We start from the raw sequence: 14,795 nt of genomic DNA, 5'->3' as shown, positions 1-14,795 counted from the left end.
ACGGATTTTATTTATTGCTTAATGCATAATTATTCTCCCGCAGATTGAGCAGATTGAGCAGATTAAATTTAATTTTAATCTGCTTGAAAAAAAATCAGCCAAATCTGCGAGATCTGCGAGAGAAAAAATCAGCGCATTTGGTTTCACGCAGATTTAAAAAGATTTTAGCAGATAACGCTGATTTAGTTTTCCCGCAGATTTGGCAGATTAAGCAGATCTAATTACAATCAATGCGTATTAGATGAAATAAAAAATCTCCAAAATCTGCAATCCCGATAGCTATCGGGAGCGAGAGAATATTTTTTAAACGCATTTTAAAATAATCTGTTTAAATCTGCTTTAATCTGAAAAATCTGCGTGAAATAAAAAATCCGTTTAAATCCGCTCCCGATAGCTATCGGGATTGCGATAGCAAATCCGTCCAATCCGCGTCCAAATATCACAATATATATTATTTTAATATGAAGAATGTCAGTTTCATTTCTCTAATTCTAGGCTTTGCATCGCTGGTAACGGCATGCAAGCCTGGGATTAACCCTCAAACCAAAACCGCATCAGCAGCGGCTGAAAAACTAGAGACGCGTTACAAAATGCTGCTAGATTATCCAGCCGATTCGATGTCGATGCCGAGAAGTATGAATACCAAAACCCTTGAGATTCGCAAAGTGCCGTCGAGAGACTGGACAAGCGGTTTTTTTGCTGGAAACCTTTGGCAATTGTACCGACTTACAGGCAATTCAAAATACAAAGAACAAGCTCAAAAATGGACTCCTTTCAGCAAAAAGGAAAGTGTCAATAGTAATTCGCATGACGTAGGTTTTAAAGTGTTTTGCAGTTTTGGAGAAGCTCTAAAAGTGGAAAACAAGAAAGAATACGAAGCCGTAATTGTTAAAGGCGCCGAAACTTTATGCACAAGGTTTAATCCAAAAGTGGGTTCTATACGTTCTTGGGATTTCAACAAAGAGATCTGGGATTTTCCGGTAATTATCGACAATATGATGAATTTAGAATTGCTATTTGAAGCCTCTAAAATATCTGGAAATCCGAAATACCGTGATGTTGCGATTCAACATGCCAATACAACTTTAAAAAACCAATTTAGAGAAGACAACTCTTGTTATCATGTTATCGATTATAACCCCACTACAGGCGAAGTACAAAAGAAAACAACACTTCAGGGTTACAACGATGATTCGGTTTGGGCTCGAGGTCAAGCTTGGGCAGTTTACGGATTCACTATGTCGTACCGATACACAAAAGACCTTGCCTATTTAAAACAAGCCGAAGGAACGGCAAAATTTTTTATGACCAATAAAAACCTGCCAGAAGACGGAATTCCGTATTGGGATTTAAAAGACCCAAGTATTCCAAATGCTCCACGCGATGTTTCTGCCGCAATGGTTATGGCATCAGGATTATACGAATTGTATACTTATACTAAAAATAAAAGTTATTTGACTTTCGCTGATAAACTAATGGCTTCAGTACAGACAGAAAAATATATTTTGGATACACAAATCAAAGCACCATTCCTATTGGATCACAGCACTGGAAACTGGCCAAAACACGACGAGATAGACGAACCAATAATCTATGCCGATTATTATTTTTTGGAAGCACTTTTGAGGAAGAAGTAACAAAGGAACAGAGTTACAAAGTGACAAATTTTTTTAGCCTTTGTCACTTTGTCTCTTTGGCACTTTGAGCCTTTGTCACTTTGAGCCTTTGTCACTAAAAAAATAACCTATGAAAAAACAACACAACAATACATTCTCAATTTTTGCACTTTTTGTTTTGTTTCAGATTTGTCTGGGCAGTTTTGCTCAGACAAAAATGAACATTAACGACAATTGGCTTTATTTAGAAAATCATACTTCAAACCTCAACGAAGCACAAAAAGCTTCAAATTGGGTTTCGTTAAATTTACCACACACTTGGAATGCCGAAGATGCCACTGATTTGGTACCTGGGTACAGACGTGATGCCAGCTGGTACCAAAAGAAACTCAATATTCCTAAAATCGATCAAAATCAGGTTTATTCTTTGTATTTTGAAGGATCAAACGTAACGACTAAAGTCTATGTAAACGGTAAGGAAGCTGGTTCGCACATTGGCGGTTACATTGGCTTTTCGATCGACATTACTAAACTAATCAAAGAAGGAAACAACGACATTTTTGTTCGCGTAGACAACAGTTATGATATCGAAATTATTCCATCTCAAAAAAGCGATTTCTTTATTTACGGAGGAATTACACGTGATGTGTGGTTGGTTTCGAAAAACAAAAATCATATCGGCAATATCAAAATCACAACTCCCGAAGTTTCAGCTAAAAAAGCTTCTGTACAAGTTGTTTCTTCGATCATAAATCCTGATAATTCAAAAGAGTTATCATTAACGATAACTTTAAAAAATCCGAAAGGCAAAAAAGTAGCAAGTAAAACAATTTCAGTTTCAGATAAAACTGCAACCATTACTTTCGAAAACATCAAAAACCCAGAGCTTTGGGATACCGAAAAACCAAATTTATATAAACTGACGGCTTCTTTATCCGAAAAAAATCAAATCAAAGACAGCGTTTCTGAAAAAGTTGGTTTTAGATGGTTTGAGTTTAAAGATCACGGCCCTTTTTACCTTAATGGAAAACGTCTCCTGATTCGCGGAACGCATCGACATGAAGAACAAGCTGGAGTTGGCGCCGCAATGACCAACGAACAGCATTGGGCCGACATGAAATCGATAAAAGATATGGGTGCAAATTTTGTGCGATTGGCACATTATCCGCAAGATCCAGAAGTGTATAAAGCGTGTGACGAATTGGGTTTATTGGTTTGGGATGAACTGCCTTGGTGCCGTGGCGGAATTGGAAATGAGGTTTGGAAAACCAACACCAAAAATATGCTGGAAGAAATCATCAATCAAAATTACAATCATCCGAGTATTATAATCTGGTCTTTAGGAAACGAAATCAACTGGCTTCCCGATTTTCCTGATGGCGATAATGCAGAAAAAACAAATACGTTTTTAACCGAATTGAATGATATCGCACACAAATTAGATCCGACGAGAAAAACTGCCATTAGAAAATATTATGAAGGTTCGCATATTGTAGATGTTTTCTCCCCTTCTATTTGGTCAGGATGGTATTCTGGAAGCTACAAAAGCTATCAAAAAGCAATTGACGTTTACAAAAAAGAATACAAACATTTTATTCATGCCGAATATGGCGGAGACAGCCACGTAGGTCGTCACAGCGAAAATCCGGTTACAGGAGAAAATGTCATAAAAGCCGAAGGTTGGGAAGAAGCGATTGTTCAGACAAAAGTGGCAAACATAGCACAAATTGGTGACTGGAGCGAAAATTATATAGTTGATTTGTTTGACTGGCATTTGCATATATCCGAGAATGACCCAACGTTTGTAGGGAATATTCAATGGGCATTTAAGGATTTTGCAACGCCATTACGTCCAGAAGATGACATTCCGTACATGAACCAAAAAGGACTTACAGACAGAAATGGAGTTCCGAAAGACGCATATTATGTTTTCAAAAGTTATTGGGCGACAGCACCTTTCACCTACATCGAATCGCATACGTGGGCAGAACGTCAAGGACCTGAAAATACACCGAGAACTATCAGTGTTTTTAGTAACTGCGATAAAGTGACTTTATCCCATAACGGAAAATCATTAGGAGAAAAACAGCGAAATCTTTCCCTTTATCCTGCAAATGGCTTAACTTGGGATGTCAATTTTGCAAAAGGTGAAAATGTTTTAATTGCCATTGGAAAAACAAAAGAAGGAAAAATAGTTTCTGATACCTTGAAAGTGAATTACCGTTTCAATAAAAATGACACGGCGGTTTCATTACAATTGTCATCAGAGAAGCTAAAAAACGGGAATTACTTAGTAACCGCAATTGCAGTAGACAATAACAATTTACGCTGTTTGGATTATGAAGCAAGTGTTTATTTTCAATGTTTAAAGGGAGGAAAAACACTAAAAAATCAAGGAACACCAACCGGAAGCGAATCCATCAGAATGGCAAACGGAAAAGCGTCTATCGAAGTGATTCCTGACGGTTCTAATACTCCAATCGAAATGACAGCTTTGAATCAAAGTTTTAAAGGGGAATATTTAAAGATTCCTATTGAGTAAAAAGATTCTAAGACTCTAAGATGCTAAGGTGCTAAGATTCTAAGTTTTTTATACCGCAGATTAATGGATTAAAAAGATAAAAAAGTTCCGTTAGGAACGAAAGATCGGTAGCACCGGATGAAATCCGGTGGAATTAATTACGTCACACCAATTAAGTTCCATAGGAACGACATATATTACGCAAACAAGATTACAAAATGAAAAAAATTCTAACATTATTATTCCTTACATCATTCGCAATTGGACAGTCGCAAGGTTTAATTTCTAACGTCCCAAACCGAAACATCACTTCACTAAATGGAGTTTGGAATTATATTGTCGATCCCTATCAAACTGGGTTTTACAGTTTTCACTTAGATCAATACGATAAAAGTGAAAAACCAGCCAAAGGAGCATTTTTTACCAATTATCATGCTCAAAACAAACAGGAACTGGTAGAATACGATTTTGATAAATCACCAACAATCAATATCCCTAGCGATTGGAATTCACAGATTCCTGAACTGAAATATTACGAAGGAAATGTTTGGTTCAAAAAGTCTTTCAATTATAATTTGGCTGTCAAGAAACGTCTGTTTTTATATTTGGGAGCCATCAATTATAAGGCTGATGTTTATTTGAACGGAAAAAAACTGGGAACTCATGAAGGCGGTTTTACACCATTTAATTATGAAGTGACTTCAATCGTACAGCCAAAAGACAATTATCTGGTTATAAAAGTAGATAACACGCGCCATAAAGAAGATGTTCCAACTGTCAATACCGATTGGTGGAATTATGGCGGTATCACACGCGATGTGACTTTGATTGAAGAAGAAGCTTCATTTGTAGAAGATTATAGCATTCAGCTGAAAAAAGGTAATGCCAATGCTATTTCTGGTTTTATTAAAATCAATAATTTAGAAGCTTCTCAGAATAATGTTTCGATTTCTATTCCGGAATTGAAAATCAATTATAAAGGAAAAGCGGATGCAAAGGGAATTTTAAACTTCGAAATTCCTGCTAAAAAAATCTCGTATTGGTCACCCGAAAATCCGAAATTATATGAAGTAACGATTGACTTTAACGGAAAAAAATTAAAAGATCAAATTGGATTTAGAACCATCGAAACCAAAGAAGACAAAATTCTGCTAAACGGAAAACCAATCTTTCTACGCGGTATTTCGATTCATGAAGAAAATGCTAAAGGCGGACGTGCTAATTCTCCCGAAGATGCTTTGCGTTTGCTAAACTGGGCAAAAGAATTAGGTTGTAATTATGTTCGTTTGGCGCACTATCCGCATAACGAAAATATCATTCGCGAAGCTGATAAAATGGGAATCATGGTTTGGGAAGAAATTCCAGTGTATTGGACTGTCGAATTCACGAATAAAAATACGTATCAAAATGCCGAAGATCAATTAACTGCTTCTATCACGAGAGACAAAAACAGAGCCTGTATTATTATTTGGTCTATGGCAAATGAAACTCCGATTTCTGATGCTAGAAATACTTTCATTAAAAACTTAGCTTCACACACAAGATCTTTAGATAACACAAGATTAATCAGCGCTGCTTTATTAACTAAAAAAGAAACCATTGATGATCCAATTGGTGAAGTTTTAGATGTTGTGGCTTTCAACCAATATTTGGGCTGGTACGGCGGAAATCTAGAAGATGCCGAAAAAATCACTTGGAAATCAAAATACAACAAACCGATTATTGTTTCTGAATTTGGAGGCGATGCTAAAGCAGGTTTCCACGGAGAGAAAAACGAGCGCTGGACCGAAGAATATCAGGAATATTTATACATTCAGAATTTAAAAATGATCGAAAAGATTCCACACCTAAGCGGATTAAGTCCGTGGATTCTGGTTGATTTCAGATCACCGAAAAGACTGCTGCCAGGAATTCAGGACGGCTACAATCGTAAAGGTTTAATTTCGAATGATGGCGAAAAGAAAAAAGCGTTTTATATCATGCAGGATTGGTACGCCAAAAAGAAAAAGGAGCAATAAATTATAACACCTATTATCAATTCATTAACAAAAAACAGGTTGTAAATTATATGATTTTTCTTCATTATTAATTTACTTTGTAGTTAATCTAAAAATTGTAATCCTATGAAAAAATTTTATTTACTAGCAGTTACATTGTTTGCTGCTTTTACAGTTCAGGCACAAGATATAGTAAAATTTGCTCCTCTTGATGCTAGTCCGGTTGATATTTCTTATTTCCCAAACAAAGCCGTTAAATTCAAAAAAACGGACAATCCGAATCCAGTTATCAAAGTTCTTTATGCAAGACCTTCTGCAAAAGGAAGAACTATTTTTGGCGATGTAGTAAAATTTGGTGAGGTTTGGAGAGTTGGCGCTAATGAAAATACAGAAATCAAATTCTACAAAGACGTAACAATTGGTGGTAAAAAAGTTCCTGCGGGATACTACAGTTTATTTGCTATTCCAGAAAAAGATAAATGGACAATTATCATCAATAAAGAAATAGATTTATGGGGTAGTTATGCTTATGATGAAAGCAAAGATGTTGTGAGAGTTTCTGTTCCAGTTAAATCTGTAAGCGAAACGATTGAAGCTTTATCTATCGCATTTACAGCTCAAGGTAATATCGCTAATTTAGTTATTGGATGGGATAAAACAACGGTTGAATTGCCTATTACTGTTAAATAATAAATTGACAATCATAATCAAATAAAAAAAAGAGACATCAAAAAAATGTCTCTTTTTTTATTCTATGTTTTAGACAAATATTTTCAGAACATAGCCCATGGTTTCAACCATGGGAAACATGCGGAATAAACAGGAAGAGATTCACATTACGTTCCCAAGGTTGAAACCTTGGGCTATGTTTGATTTAGATTGTTTACAATAACGATTTATATCGCCCCGCTGGGGCTTTTAGAAATGGAAGAAACTGATTTCTACAAATATTTCATCCCGCTGGGACTCTCTTAGAACATTTAGTAGCTCCAGCGGAGCTTAATATTTATAGAAAATTCTAAGTCATGAAACTAAAGCTCCAGAGGAGCGACATATTTTGTCTTATTGAAACTAAAAAAGAGACATTATAAATGTCCCTTTTTTTTAAGCTTTGCGACTTTTTTTTTGCCACGAATTACACAAATTCCCACAAATTTAAATTATCAATTAGAAAAAAAAATCGTGCTAATTTGTGTAATTCGCGGCTATAATAAAAATCATTTCTAATCCTCTTTAATCTGTAGCTAAAAATTTATGCAATAGTTTCTAAAATCTTATCCAATGTAATTGGCAAATCTCTCACGCGTTTTCCTGTGGCGTTAAAAACCGCATTTGCAATTGCGGGTGCCATTCCTACTAAAGCTGTTTCTCCAAGACCTTTTGTTCCCATTGGGTTGCTGATTGGATCTTTTTTGTTTACGAAAAATACTTCCTGCTTTTCAATATCTGCATTTACAGGAACATGATAATCGGCGAAGTTATTATTGATTGGACGACCAAAACGATGATCGATTTCTAACGCTTCCATCAATCCCATTCCGATTCCACCTACTGCTCCACCAAACATTTGTCCAGCAGAAGTTTTCTGACTGATAACGGTTCCAATATCGGCGCAAGAAACCACATGAGCCAATCTGATTTTACCCAAATTCGGGTTCACAAGTACTTTTACAAAATGAACAGAAAACGAATAAATCGAATATTTCTTAGCTTCTTCGGCGGCTTTAGAAAGATTTTCTACTTCAAAATCTTCTAATTTATTACTGCTCAAAAGTGTGGCTAACGTAACCGATTTTGATTTGTCTTTTTTAGAAGAAACAGCACCATTTTCAAAAGTTAGATCTGTAATGGCGATTCCTTTTAAAGCAGCATTTTTGCTTCCTATTTCGATTATTTTGTTTACCAATAAATTGCAGGCATCGTGCACTGCAGAACCCACAGATGAAGTCGTTGCCGATCCTCCTTGCGTTGGACCTTTCGGCAACCCGCTTTTACCCATTTCGATAATGACATTTTCAGTAGGCAAACCAATTGCTTCGGCTCCAATTGCCGTCATCATTGTTGCTGTTCCAGGTCCCATATCGTTGACACTGCATTGCAGCACTAAATCTCCATTGGCTAAGAATTTTGCTTTTACCGAAGTTGGACTTCGATAACAGCCAAAAGTTCCCGTTCCCATTCCGTAACCTACGAGCCAGCTTCCTTCTTTTACAGAACCTGGTTCATTTTTACGATTGTTCCAGCCAATGCGTTCCATTCCTGCTTCGTAACATTCTAAAAGAAATTTGCTGCTCCACGGTTTATTTTGTTCCAGATCTTTTTCAGCATAATTGCGTTTTCTGAATTCAATCGGATCTAAGTTTAATTTATATGCTAATTCGTCCATGGCACTTTCCAAAGCAAAAGAACCTGTTGCTTCTCCTGGACCGCGCATCCAGATTGGCGTACAAGTATCTAAAGGCACAATTCTGTAACGCGTAGAAACATTCGGACAATCGTAAATAAATCGAGACATGTTTACCGTTCCTTCCATAAAATCTTCGTAACTCGAAGTCATAGCAACGGCTTCATGCGTCAATCCAGTCAATTTTCCATCTTTCGTAGCGCCCAATCCCATTTTTTGAATGGTGTAAGGTCTAAAACCGACATTGGTAAACATCTGTTCGCGATGCAAAACCAATTTTACGGGACGATTTAATTTTTTCGCACCAATCAAGGCTGCAATTTCATACGGCCACGTGTGCAGTCCCATACCGAAAGCACCTCCAACGTATTCTGCATGCACTTCAACATTTTCTACTGGAACATCAAAAACTCCAGCTACGCTTCGGCGCGTTCCTTCAACACCTTGACTTTTGGTATATAAAATCGGTTTATTCCCATCCCATTTGGCAATGATATTTGCTAATTCCATCGGGTTATGAACTTCGGTTGGAATCGTATATTCTGTTTCCAAAATAACCTCAGCATTTTTATAACCATCGTGTTCGCCGCGATGGTAATCATTTCCTTTATCGGTTTCTACTTTTTTCTCTTTTTCCGCTGCTTTTTTAAGTTCTGTCGAATGTTCTTCTTTAAGATAATCTGCTTTAATCAAGCTTGCTGCATAACGCATACGCTCAAAAGTATCGGCAATCACCAAAGCAATTGGCTGATCGTAATACAAAACCGAATCGTCTTTAAAAATCTGAAGCGGCTGTCCAAAATTATGTTTGTCTTTTGCTTTCTGATATCCAGAAGGCTTGTCTACATTCAAATGGGTAATTACTGCCAAAACTCCTGGCGCCCATTCGGCTTTTTTAGTATCAATGCTTTTGATTCTTCCTTTTGCAATTGTACTTCCTACAAGGCAGGCGTAAACCACACCCGGTGTTTTATATTCGGCTGAATAAGTTGCAGAGCCCGTTACTTTAGCAAATCCGTCAACTCTATTAATATTACTTGTCTTGCTCATAATTTAATTATTTTGATGCTGCTATTGTAAGTGCTTCTGTTACTGCGTTTCTTCCAAGCGTTAGTTTAAAATCATTGTCCCCATATCCTTTGGCGCCTTTCATAGACAAATCACCTGCTTGTTTGAATAGATCATCTGAAACTGTTTTTCCCTTCAAGAATTTTTCAGTTTCAGTCAATCTCCAAGGTTTATGTGCCACACCGCCCATTGCTAGTTTGACATCATTTATAGTATTATTTTTTATATCTAATGCTACTGCGACCGATACCAATGCAAAGGCATAACTTGTTCGGTCGCGAACTTTTAGATAATGGACATTTTTAGTAAAATTATTATCTGGAATTTCTACCGAGGTAATCAATTCTCTACTATCTAAAGTATTGTCTTTTTCAGGCGTGTTTCCTGGAAGTCTGTGGAAATCAGTAAAATTAATTTCTCTTTTTCCTTTTGGACCTTCTACCAAAACTTTCGCGTCAAGCGCAGCCAAAGCCACACACATATCACTTGGGTGAACCGCAATACAACTATCTGAAGCGCCAAAAACCGCCGCCATTCTATTAGAACCTCCAATAGCACCGCATCCGCTTTTTGGATTACGTTTATTGCAAGGCATATCGGCATTGTAATAATACGAGCAACGTGTTTTTTGAAGCATATTACCGCCAACCGTTGCCATATGCCTGATCTGCTGAGAAGCACCTGCGGCCAAAGCCAATGCCAGCAAAGGATATTTTTCTTTTATAGAAGCATCTTCGGCAACCTGACTGTTTTTAGCCAAAGCCCCTATTGATACTTTTCCTTTTAAAAACTCGATTTTCTTTAAATCTAATCCATTGATGTCAACTAATTTGTCTGGTGCCACAATGTTCTTCTTCATTAAATCAACCAGATTGGTTCCTCCAGCGATAAACATAGAAGAATCATCTTTTGCTTTTCCTGTAACTGCCGATGAAGACGACAAGGCTTTAATGATCTGAAAGTTTTTCATAGTTCCTTCCCTCCTTCCTTCACTTCAGTTATAGCGTCCACAATATTGTGATAAGCACCGCATCTGCAGATGTTGCCGCTCATATATTCCCTGATTTCTTCTCTGCTGTTGGCATGGCCTTCTTTGATACAGGCAATTCCCGACATGATTTGTCCTGGAGTGCAATATCCGCATTGAAAGCCATCGTTTTTGATAAAAGCTTCCTGCATGGGATGCAGTTTTTTTCCTTTTGAGAGTCCTTCGATTGTAGTTACTTGGGCATTTTGCTGCATCGTTGCCAGAGAAAGACAAGACAAAATTCGAGTTCCATTTACATGAACGGTACAAGCGCCACATTGTCCGTGGTCGCAGCCTTTTTTGGTTCCCGTAAGCTGTAATTGTTCGCGAAGTAAATCCAACAGTGTAGTTCTAGGCTCAATATTCAAATTGTGTTTTGTGCCATTTACTTCAATAGAAAGTGGTACGGTTTCTAAATACTCCGCAATTTTTTCATCCCATTTCTTGTCTGAAGCCATTACCAATGAAGGAGGTGCCAGAGCAAGAGCGGTAAAAAGTCCTGATTTCTTTATAAAGTCACGACGCGAACTTGCATCTTCGGGCGTTACTTTATCTTGGTTTGTTTTTTTAGAAGCCATTCAGTCTATTTGTTAAATTAGCCAATTCACTTTTGTCATTCTAACAAATTTAATGATCTTCTATCACAAAAAGTTATGAAATTCAAACATTACTCTTATTTAGAATAATTACAATTTCGTATTTTTTAACCGCAAAGGCGCAATGTTTTCGCAAAGTTCGCAAAGCATGATAAATAAATTCTCGCAAAGTCGCAGAGACGCAAAGTTTAATTCAAAAAAATAACCATATAAGGGATATAAGGAATTTTAAGTTTTTTCTTAATTGAAATTATATCACTTATATGGTTTAAAAAACTTTGCGTCTCTGCGACTTTGCGAGATTATAAAATTGTATTTTTACTGAAATAAGCCCAAATTATGCCACAACAAGAAATCATTTATCTTGATAATAATGCCACAACCCGTGTTGATGAACGTGTTGTAAATGCGATGCTTCCGTATTTTACTGACTTATATGCGAATTCAACGGGAACTCATTTGGCTGGATTAACGGTAAAAGAGGCGGTTGAAAATGCGGCTTGGCAAGTCGCAGATTTGATTCATGCAGATGCTGATGAAATCGTCTTTACTTCTGGCGCTACAGAAGCTATTAATTTAGCTATAAAAGGTTTGGCTGATCAAAACCGAAAACATATTGTTACCGTTCAAACCGAACATAAAGCAGTTCTTGAAACTTGCCGTTTTATGGAAAGCATTGGTTTTGAAGTTACTTATTTGCCGACTGGTTCTGACGGACTTTTAAATCTTCAACTTTTGGAAGAAATAATTACTGATAAAACACTGGTTTTCATTGGAATGATTTCTAATAATGAGACAGGTGTCATACAAAATAGTAGCGCAATTTCTAAAATTCTGAAAGCTAAAAATGTGCTTTTTATGTGTGATGCCACACAGGCTGTCGGCAAGATTCCGATTGATATAAGAAACCTCGGAATTGATCTTTTGACTTTATCTGCACATAAATTTTATGGTCCGAAAGGAGTTGGCGCTTTATACATTTCGGCGAAAGCCAAAATCAAATTGTCCCCTCAAATTCTTGGAGGCGGACAACAGAGAAAATTAAGAAGCGGAACGCTAAACGTTCCCGGAATTATCGGTTTAGGAAAAGCTTGTGAAGTTGCTGTAAATGAATTAGAAAAAGATCAAAATAGAGTTTCTCTATTGCGAGACAGACTTGAAAAAGGTTTATTGCAATTTGAAGATTCTTTTGTAAACGGAAATACTCAAAACCGAATTTACAATACTTCAAACATTTGTTTTCCAGGTGTAAATTCAGAACAGTTGATTTTGGGTTTGGGAAATATTTCGGTTTCAAATGGCGCTTCATGTTCGGCAGTGACTTCTGAACCTTCGCATGTTTTAAAAGCAATGGGATTATCTGATGAAGAAGCTTTGAGTTCGATTCGTTTTAGTTTGGGAAGATTTACGACTTCTGAGGAAATTGATACTGCTGTGGAGCGGGTTTTGGAATTGGCTGGGAAGCTACGTGGCTGATAATTTTTCACCGCAAAGGCGCAAAGTTCGCAAAGTTTTTTTCTTTTTTAATCTCGCAAAGTCGCAGAGACGCGAAGTTTTTTTGTCATCCTGACGAAGGAAGGATCACACACGAGAATCGACAAAGATTGAGACATTCTATAATGGAGCTTCTAGTGTGATCCTTCCTTCGTCAGGATGACAAACTGGATCTAGACAATCGACATAAAAACCTTTGTTTCTCTGTTTCTCTGTCTCTTTGTAACTCTGTTACTCAATTCGAAATCAACTTAGAATAATCTTCTTCCGTATCAATATCAATATTTCCTTTTTCGAAAGGAATTGAAACTACATCATCAATATATTTTTTAATGAGTTTTTTGGCGCCTTCTTTACCTTTTAATTCCAAAAGCTCTTGAAAATATTTTTTTTGAAATAGAACCGGCGTTCCTAAGGTTTCTGAATATGCCGAAGCAGCGATTCTTTTTTTAGTTTTATTGGATTCCAAAATTAAACTTTCAAAAATAAAACTCGTGACAAAAGGTTGATCGCAGACTGCTAAAATACATTGTTCGCAATCTGGATTTGCAACTAGTAATTTGCTAACTCCTTTTACAATTGACGAAGACATTCCTGTTTTCCAATCTGGATTGAAAGAAAATGTTATTTCAGATGCATTAATTTCTTTTTCGATTACATCATAATTAGCGCCTGTTACCACTATAACAAACGAATTTTTAACTTTTAAGGTTTCTGAAATTGTATTCTTGAGCAGAGTCGATTCTTTGTATTTCAGTAATTGTTTTGGCCTGTCTAATCTGGAAGAATTGCCAGCGGCCAGAATAATAATACCTGTTTTATGATGAAGTTTATTCTCCATAATGAATTTCGTCGTGTATTTTCCCTTCTTTATATTTCAACGAAGTTCCGCTTTTTTCTGAAGCTACAGCTTTTATTTCTGATACAATTGACAAAGCGATTTCTTCAGAGGTTTCTGTGCCAATATCTAAACCAACAGGGCTGTGAATTCTTTTAAGCTGTTCTTTGTTTACAGTAATTCCTTCCATCAAAAGATCGTCGAGCATTCTGTTGAATTTTGATTTTGGTCCCAGAATTCCGATATAATGAAAATCGGTCTTTAATAACTCTTTTAAAACTGCCAAATCGTATTTGTAATTGTGCGTCATTAAAAGAAAATACGTCTGATCGTCAATTGTTATATTATGCAGAAATTGTTCTGCTTTTACAACCGAAACCTCATTGGCTTTCGGAAAACGTTTTGCTGTCGCGTGTGTCGCTCGCCCTTCTCCAACAGTAATTCTCCACCCTAAAACTACAGCCATTTTTACCAATGGCTGAATATCATTTCCTGCTCCAGCAATTACAAGTGAAATAGAGGGTTTTACATATTCGATTAAGGCTTCGTTGCTGTTTTCCTCTTGAAGTCTTTTTACTACCGATGTTTTGTTTTCCAACACTTCTTTTACATCAGAAATTAGGTTTAAAACTTCATCATTATAATTTATAAGCGGACTGTCTTTTCTGAAAAACAAAGCGGTTCCCATCTGAAAAGTATTTCTTTTTAAAGAAAAAACGGTTACGATCACCGCTTCTTTTCTTTCTAATTCTAATTGTTTTAAAAGCCAAATCGGATTGTTTTCAACCTCTTCATTTATATATTCAAAAAGGATATGAACAATTCCGTTGCACCCAAGCTGCAGTCCCACTTCAGCATCATCTTCGTTATTTGTATTGTAGGTTACAAGTTTATTTTGCTTCTGATTTATAGAAAGAAGTGCTTTTCGTAATGCATCGCCTTCCAAACAGCCTCCACTAATTGCACCGGTAAGCATGCCGTCTTCGGTAACAAGCATGCGCGCGCCAGGCTGTCTGTAAGACGAACCTTCAACTTTTACTACTGTTGCTAAAGCCGTTTTCTTTCCCTCAGATTTTGCTTGGGTGTAAGCTTTCAGGATTTCGCTGATTTCTTTCATAGTCAATCTTCATCAATAGAAATTAATATTGATGGTACTTTTTTATCAGCCTAAAAATAAAAAAATATTACAAACTTAAGTACTGTCAAAGTCGTTAAGTTTATAATATTTTCTTTG

Annotated in this window: 10 protein-coding genes; 5 read left to right on the top strand and 5 right to left on the bottom strand. The window is 36.6% G+C overall.

Translation table 11 applies throughout. The annotated features are described in order from the left end of the window. Positions 1-461: 461 nt before the first annotated feature. The 4 genes from J7574_RS19730 to J7574_RS19715 all read left to right on the top strand — a co-directional run bounded on the left by J7574_RS19730 (position 462) and on the right by J7574_RS19715 (position 6,824). The gene (locus J7574_RS19730; protein WP_290972722.1) at positions 462-1,637 is read left to right on the top strand and encodes a glycoside hydrolase family 88 protein; all 1,176 of its coding nucleotides are present in this window, start codon (positions 462-464) and stop codon (positions 1,635-1,637) included. Between the two features lie 109 nt (positions 1,638-1,746). Further along, positions 1,747-4,158 carry a glycoside hydrolase family 2 TIM barrel-domain containing protein gene (locus J7574_RS19725; protein ID WP_290972719.1) on the top strand — a complete coding sequence of 804 codons (2,412 nt, stop codon included), beginning with the start codon at positions 1,747-1,749 and terminating at the stop codon, positions 4,156-4,158. 197 nt (positions 4,159-4,355) lie between these two features. Further along, complete coding sequence (locus J7574_RS19720; RefSeq protein ID WP_290972717.1) at positions 4,356-6,155, top strand: glycoside hydrolase family 2 protein; 1,800 nt, start codon at positions 4,356-4,358, stop codon at positions 6,153-6,155. Positions 6,156-6,260: 105 nt separating this feature from the next. Further along, positions 6,261-6,824 (top strand): DUF2911 domain-containing protein, encoded by a 564-nt coding sequence (locus J7574_RS19715; RefSeq protein ID WP_290972714.1) that lies wholly within the window; start codon positions 6,261-6,263, stop codon positions 6,822-6,824. A 562-nt stretch (positions 6,825-7,386) separates the two neighbouring features. On the opposite strand, the gene J7574_RS19710 is transcribed toward J7574_RS19715, so the two are convergent. Genes J7574_RS19710 through J7574_RS19700 form a run of 3 tightly spaced genes read right to left on the bottom strand, consistent with a single transcriptional unit; the run spans position 7,387 to position 11,211 of the window. After that, positions 7,387-9,588, bottom strand: a complete 2,202-nt coding sequence (locus J7574_RS19710; protein ID WP_290972712.1) for a xanthine dehydrogenase family protein molybdopterin-binding subunit — start codon at positions 9,586-9,588, stop codon at positions 7,387-7,389. A 7-nt stretch (positions 9,589-9,595) separates the two neighbouring features. After that, the gene (locus J7574_RS19705; RefSeq protein WP_290972710.1) at positions 9,596-10,576 is read right to left on the bottom strand and encodes a xanthine dehydrogenase family protein subunit M; all 981 of its coding nucleotides are present in this window, start codon (positions 10,574-10,576) and stop codon (positions 9,596-9,598) included. Next, the gene (locus J7574_RS19700) at positions 10,573-11,211 is read right to left on the bottom strand and encodes a 2Fe-2S iron-sulfur cluster-binding protein (protein ID WP_290972707.1); all 639 of its coding nucleotides are present in this window, start codon (positions 11,209-11,211) and stop codon (positions 10,573-10,575) included. The genes J7574_RS19705 and J7574_RS19700 overlap by 4 nt, the downstream gene beginning before the upstream one ends. Before the next feature lie 357 nt (positions 11,212-11,568). Here J7574_RS19700 and J7574_RS19695 point away from each other — a divergent pair, with 357 nt between their 5' ends. Then, positions 11,569-12,705, top strand: a complete 1,137-nt coding sequence (locus tag J7574_RS19695) for a cysteine desulfurase family protein (protein WP_290972704.1) — start codon at positions 11,569-11,571, stop codon at positions 12,703-12,705. Between the two features lie 253 nt (positions 12,706-12,958). Here J7574_RS19695 and J7574_RS19690 read toward each other — a convergent pair whose 3' ends face one another. Beyond that, complete coding sequence (locus J7574_RS19690; protein WP_290972697.1) at positions 12,959-13,564, bottom strand: nucleotidyltransferase family protein; 606 nt, start codon at positions 13,562-13,564, stop codon at positions 12,959-12,961. Next, positions 13,554-14,678, bottom strand: coding sequence for an XdhC family protein (locus J7574_RS19685; protein ID WP_290972694.1), 1,125 nt, complete (start codon positions 14,676-14,678; stop codon positions 13,554-13,556). Before J7574_RS19685 ends, J7574_RS19690 begins: the two co-directional genes overlap by 11 nt. Positions 14,679-14,795: the final 117 nt, after the last annotated feature.

Source organism: Flavobacterium sp. (genome assembly GCF_017744675.1).
In the GTDB taxonomy this organism is placed as follows: Bacteria; Bacteroidota; Bacteroidia; order Flavobacteriales; family Flavobacteriaceae; genus Flavobacterium.
The sequence above is the reverse complement of the archived record's forward strand: the minus strand, read 5'-3'. Positions and strand labels throughout refer to the sequence as shown.

Excerpts from the sequence above, each read along its gene's own strand:
- J7574_RS19730 (WP_290972722.1), top strand. The coding sequence starts at position 462 with ATGAAGAATGTCAGTTTCATTTCTCTAATTCTAGGCTTTGCATCGCTG.
- J7574_RS19725 (WP_290972719.1), top strand. The coding sequence starts at position 1,747 with ATGAAAAAACAACACAACAATACATTCTCAATTTTTGCACTTTTTGTT.
- J7574_RS19720 (WP_290972717.1), top strand. The coding sequence starts at position 4,356 with ATGAAAAAAATTCTAACATTATTATTCCTTACATCATTCGCAATTGGA.
- J7574_RS19715 (WP_290972714.1), top strand. The coding sequence starts at position 6,261 with ATGAAAAAATTTTATTTACTAGCAGTTACATTGTTTGCTGCTTTTACA.
- J7574_RS19710 (WP_290972712.1), bottom strand. The coding sequence starts at position 9,588 with ATGAGCAAGACAAGTAATATTAATAGAGTTGACGGATTTGCTAAAGTA.
- J7574_RS19705 (WP_290972710.1), bottom strand. The coding sequence starts at position 10,576 with ATGAAAAACTTTCAGATCATTAAAGCCTTGTCGTCTTCATCGGCAGTT.
- J7574_RS19700 (WP_290972707.1), bottom strand. The coding sequence starts at position 11,211 with ATGGCTTCTAAAAAAACAAACCAAGATAAAGTAACGCCCGAAGATGCA.
- J7574_RS19695 (WP_290972704.1), top strand. The coding sequence starts at position 11,569 with ATGCCACAACAAGAAATCATTTATCTTGATAATAATGCCACAACCCGT.
- J7574_RS19690 (WP_290972697.1), bottom strand. The coding sequence starts at position 13,564 with ATGGAGAATAAACTTCATCATAAAACAGGTATTATTATTCTGGCCGCT.
- J7574_RS19685 (WP_290972694.1), bottom strand. The coding sequence starts at position 14,678 with ATGAAAGAAATCAGCGAAATCCTGAAAGCTTACACCCAAGCAAAATCT.